We start from the raw sequence: 4580 nt of genomic DNA, 5'->3' as shown, positions 1-4580 counted from the left end.
AAGCCATCCACAGCGAAGCCAGGCAAAAAGGCACGACCATGAAAAAAATAGAGCGCCAGCCGAACAGGTCCACCAGCACGCCGCCAATGCTGGGCCCGATGGCCGGGGCCAGCACCACCCCCATGCCGAAGATGCCGCTGGCACGCCCCTGCTCGTGGGGCGCGAAGGCCCGCATGATGATGATGGCCGGAATCGGCTGCACCACGCCGGCCGCCAGCCCTTCGGCCACGCGTGCGCCCAGCACCAGCGCAAAACTGCCGGAAAAGCCGCCCACCACGCCGCCGGCCAGCAGGAGCAGCATGGTGCCGACATAGGTGCGGCGGTAGCCGTAACGCGCCAGCAGCCAAGGCGTGGTCAGCATGGAGACCGTCATGGCCACCATGAAGCCCGAGGTGACCCATTGCGCCCGCTCCTGGCCCAGCGTGAAGTGCTGGCTCATGTCGGGAATCGCCACGTTGACGATGGTCGAGGACATGATGGAGGCCATCGTGCCGATCATCACCGAGAGCAACAGCAGCCAGCGGTAACGCGCGCCGTAACGCGCCTGCATTTCTTCCAGGGTGGAGGGGCTGCTCAAGAAGGGCCTTGCGGTCAGGGGCTGGGCGGGATCAGCCGCGCGGCTCGGACCACAGCTTGCCGCCGGTGGCCCAGTTCTCGCGTTTGATGTCGGTGATGATGACGTCAACGGAGTCGGGCTCGCCACCCAGGATTTCGACGCTGACACGGGTGATTTCTGCGACCAGTTTTTTCTTCTGCTCGACGGTGCGGCCTTCCATCATTTCGACGTGATATGTGGGCATGGTTTTCCTTTGAATTGATTTGAAGCGGAGCCTCATGATAAAACCCCGGACCGCGCGGCGCTGTGTCGGCAAAGACTGACAGCGGGACAAGGCGGGAAGCCGCTGGGGCGGTGCGGCAAACGTGGGAAACTGGGTTCCACTACCGCAACCGCCCTGCGTCCCTTGAGCGTTCTGAGAAATCTCCTTGTCCAACGATAGCTCGTCCCCCGTCCCTGCCCACTTGCCGCATCTGGCCGGCCGTGCCTACCGCTGCCAGTGCGGTTGCCCGGTATTTTTCCGCAACAGCACCTGCCTGGCCTGCGGCACGCCGCTGGGCTACGATCCTGCGCAGGCCCGCCTCCTGCCGCTGATGCCGGGCGAGCAGCCCGACACCTGGGTAGCCTGGCACGCCGACGGCGAAGCGGACGACGGCAAGCAAAACAGGGACACCGATGCGCCGCCCGCGGTTTATCTTCGCTGCGCCAACCTGCAGACCCCGGCTGCGTGCAACTGGCTGGTGCCGCTCAGCGAGGACGCGCCGCAGGTGCTGCTGTGCCAGGCCTGCCGCCTGAACCGCACGATTCCCGATCTGAACGACGAGGCCCACCCTGACAACGGCGAGCTGTGGGGCAAGATCGAGCTGGCCAAACGGCGCCTGGTGTCGGCCCTGCTGGTACTCGGTCTGCCCGTCGCGTCGCGGGTGAGCGAGGACACCGAGCGCGGCCTGATGTTCGACTTCCTGCGTTCACCCGACTTCGGGCCGCACATCCTGACCGGGCACAACACCGGCCTGATCACCCTCAACCTCAACGAAGCCGATGACGCCACGCGCGAGGCTATGCGCAAGGCCATGCATGAGCCCTACCGCACGCTGCTTGGCCATTTTCGTCACGAGGTTGGCCACTACTACTGGGATCGGCTGGTGGCCGGCACCTCCTGGATGCAGGGCTTCCAGGAGCTGTTTGGCGACGAGACCCAGAATTACGCAGCCAGCCTGCAGAACAATTACGAGAATGGGCCGCGGCCCGACTGGGCGTTGCATTACGTCAGTGCCTACGCCAGCGTGCACCCGTGGGAGGACTGGGCCGAAAGCTGGGCGCATTACCTGCACATTCGCGACACCGTCGATACCGCGCTGAGTTTCGGCCTCTCGCCGGACAGCGCGCAGCTCGAATTCACACCCTTCACGCTGGACGCGCTGTACCAGCCCGAAGATCCCAATGCCCAGGTTTTCCTGGACTTCCTGAACCAGTGGACACAGCTCACCACCTTGCTCAACGAAATGTCGCGCGCCATGGGCCAGCCTGATTTTTATCCCTTTGTGTTGCCACACGAGGTGGTGGCCAAGCTGCATTTCATTCACCTGGTGGTGACGTCGGGCAGCTGGCGGCAGGAGCAGGCGCCTGATCCGGAACACGCCCAGGAACAGGAGCTGAATTGATCAGAGAAAAGAGTGCTCAGCCCTTTGGGGGTGGGTGTGGGTAGCTATGATTTAAGTAGCAATCAAGACGCCGGAATGCTTCTGCCTGCTTATTCGAGCGCCTGGATGGACAGGCCATGCTTGTCGGAAAAGGCCTTGAGGATGGCTGCAATCTGCGCGTCGTCCAGGGTGGTGACCAATTCCAGGATCTTGTTGTGGCTGCCCTTCTGGCTGTCGTTCACCGTCACCATCGCCGCGCTGTCCTGGGCGGCAAACAGGGTCTGTAAGGCGGGGCCCATCGCGTTCATCACCGCGTCGCGCTGCGCATAAGGGGTAGCCGCATCGGCCGGGTAGTGCAGCTCAAAAGAGAAATTGGTTTTCAGGTTCATCGGAATCCTTCGTGGGGGTGTTCTGCCATCCGCCGGGCCGGAAAACCCAGTGTGTCTGCGTGCCGCGCCGCGCGGCGTCGGACAGGGGCGCGCCCCGCCGTCGGTGAGCCGGCTAGCCGCCGCCGGCGAGGTCTTTCATTTCCCAGGCCACCCGCGCCAGCTCGGGCTTGAGCTGCACGCGTGCCGCTTCATCCAGGCCGGACAGGCTTTGGGTCAGGTTCACGCGGCGGGGTGACAGGGCCGGGCCCCGAGAGGCGAAGACGACGGCGTTGCTTTTCTCCGCAGCCATGACTTCGACCGCGTTCCCGCTGAAGCTGCGGCTGATGCGACCGACCAGCAGCGGGTAGTCCGGGTGGTCGCTGTGCAGGTTGACCACCAGCACGCCCTTGTCGCCGAGTGCGGCAAAACAGTCGTCGTAAAAACGCTGCGAGCACAGGGCGGCAGGCTGGCCTTCATGGTCGAAGCCGTCGACCAGCAGCACGTCGAACCGCGGTGTCCCTGCCTGCAGGTACCGGGCCCCGTCGGCGGCGATCACCGTGAAACGTTCGTCATCGTCGGGCACGTGGAATTCGCGTCGCAGGGCGATCACATGCGGGTTGATCTCCAGCACCGTCATGCGGGACGCGCGCAGTTGCCGGTGGCAGAACTTGGCCAGGGAGCCCCCGCCCAGCCCGATCATGCCGATGTGCGCCGGCGCGGGGTGGAACAGCAGGAAACCCATCATGGTCCGGGTGTAGTCCACATCCAGTCGCGAAGGCTGGTGCACCAGCATGCGGCTTTGCAGCTCGCCCAGGGTGAAGTGCAGCGACTTGGATGCGCCGTCTTCGCGCACAAAAGGCTTCACGTACTGCAGCGACTGAAAATCATCGGCCGCCGCGTTCACAGGGACCTCGCTGCCATGCGCAGGTCCATCAGGATGGCCGGCAAGGCCATGGCCACCAGCAGCAGGGCAATCGGCAGGGTGGCGCTAAAGCCCATGGCCTTGAAGGCAACGGCCCCCACAATGCCGCCGGAAAAAAACAGCCCGAGCAGGGTGGCATGGATGAACAGCTTGTCGGTGTTGGCCTTGACAAACTGGATGCTGTTGGCTTTTTCCGACTGGTTCCAGTAGATCAGCCGCCCCAGTTCTATGCCCAGGTCGGTGACCACACCCGTCATGTGGGTGGTGCGGATCTCCGCGTTCGAGATCTTGGTGATGATGGCGTTTTGCAGGCCCATGATGAAACACAGCAGCAGCACCGCTGTCGGCACCAGCAGGGCGGCGAATGACTTCAGATTGGCACCCACCAGGCCGAACACCAGCAGTAGCGCCGCTTCCAGCAGCAGCGCCAGCGCGTACTTGCTGCGCAATTCCTGGCGGCGCGCCCAGCTGATGAGCAGCGTGGTGGTGATGGCCCCGGCAATAAAGGCCGACAGGCTCACCAGGCCGGCCAGCGCCAGGGTGATGCTGCCCACCACCAGGTCGTCGGCAATGGCCGAGACGATGCCGGTCATGTGCGAGGTGTAACGCTGCACCGCCAGAAAGCCGCCGGCATTGATGGCCCCGGCCACAAACGCCAGGATGCCGCCGAATTGCCGGTTGCTGCGGCGCGTGCGGTTCCGGGCGGTGAGTTGAAGCAGGAATTTGAAGGACATGGAAGCTCTGCCATGCAAGAAACATGACAGTGGACATTATGGTGCGAGTGCCGGTACGGATTGAGGGGATTCAAAGCCTTGGGCGGAAATTTTAATGAAATCGGCTTTCAGCCCATATTTCGCGGGCGCAAGCAGCTATGAAATTTATAGCCGACGCTTCCTCGTACCGTCATCCCGGACTTGATCCGGGATCCATGCTTGTTGACTACCGGCTTTGTTCTGGCTGTTGTGGTGTGCCAGCAAGCCGGGGGTTGCCCGGCGGCAAGTAACTTTCTTTTGCGTCGCTGTACGGACCGGACACATGGTGGACAGGTGTGCGGGGACATGGTTGACACTTTCCGGCGAATCAGCCGGGAG

General features: G+C 63.3%; 6 protein-coding genes. 1 reads left to right on the top strand and 5 read right to left on the bottom strand.

What is annotated here, in order from left to right:
• Positions 1–550: MFS transporter (locus WA904_RS20685; RefSeq protein WP_425199015.1), on the bottom strand; the 550-nt coding region annotated here is incomplete at its 3' end.
• A 58-nt stretch (positions 551–608) separates the two neighbouring features.
• Positions 609–800 carry a 4-oxalocrotonate tautomerase gene (locus WA904_RS20680; protein ID WP_425199014.1) on the bottom strand — a complete coding sequence of 64 codons (192 nt, stop codon included), beginning with the start codon at positions 798–800 and terminating at the stop codon, positions 609–611.
• Between the two features lie 184 nt (positions 801–984).
• Here WA904_RS20680 and WA904_RS20675 point away from each other — a divergent pair, with 184 nt between their 5' ends.
• Positions 985–2220 (top strand): zinc-binding metallopeptidase family protein, encoded by a 1236-nt coding sequence (locus WA904_RS20675; protein WP_425199013.1) that lies wholly within the window; start codon positions 985–987, stop codon positions 2218–2220.
• Positions 2221–2309: 89 nt separating this feature from the next.
• On the opposite strand, the gene WA904_RS20670 is transcribed toward WA904_RS20675, so the two are convergent.
• The 3 genes from WA904_RS20670 to WA904_RS20660 form a co-directional block, all read right to left on the bottom strand.
• Entirely contained in the window at positions 2310–2588 is a 279-nt protein-coding gene (locus WA904_RS20670) for a hypothetical protein (RefSeq protein ID WP_425199012.1), read from the bottom strand.
• A gap of 112 nt (positions 2589–2700) precedes the next feature.
• Positions 2701–3471 carry a fused MFS/spermidine synthase gene (locus tag WA904_RS20665; protein ID WP_425199011.1) on the bottom strand — a complete coding sequence of 257 codons (771 nt, stop codon included), beginning with the start codon at positions 3469–3471 and terminating at the stop codon, positions 2701–2703.
• The gene (locus tag WA904_RS20660) at positions 3468–4223 is read right to left on the bottom strand and encodes a YoaK family protein (RefSeq protein ID WP_425199010.1); all 756 of its coding nucleotides are present in this window, start codon (positions 4221–4223) and stop codon (positions 3468–3470) included. The genes WA904_RS20665 and WA904_RS20660 overlap by 4 nt, the downstream gene beginning before the upstream one ends.
• Between the last annotated feature and the right edge of the window lie 357 nt (positions 4224–4580).

Source organism: Polaromonas sp., from assembly GCF_049790275.1.
Classification (GTDB): Bacteria; Pseudomonadota; Gammaproteobacteria; order Burkholderiales; family Burkholderiaceae_C; genus Polaromonas.
The sequence above is the reverse complement of the archived record's forward strand: the minus strand, read 5'-3'. Positions and strand labels throughout refer to the sequence as shown.

What these genes read in the sequence shown, in the direction of transcription:
- WA904_RS20680 (WP_425199014.1), bottom strand. Translation starts at nt 800, where the DNA reads ATGCCCACATATCACGTCGAAATGATGGAAGGCCGCACCGTCGAGCAG.
- WA904_RS20670 (WP_425199012.1), bottom strand. Translation starts at nt 2,588, where the DNA reads ATGAACCTGAAAACCAATTTCTCTTTTGAGCTGCACTACCCGGCCGAT.
- WA904_RS20660 (WP_425199010.1), bottom strand. Translation starts at nt 4,223, where the DNA reads ATGTCCTTCAAATTCCTGCTTCAACTCACCGCCCGGAACCGCACGCGC.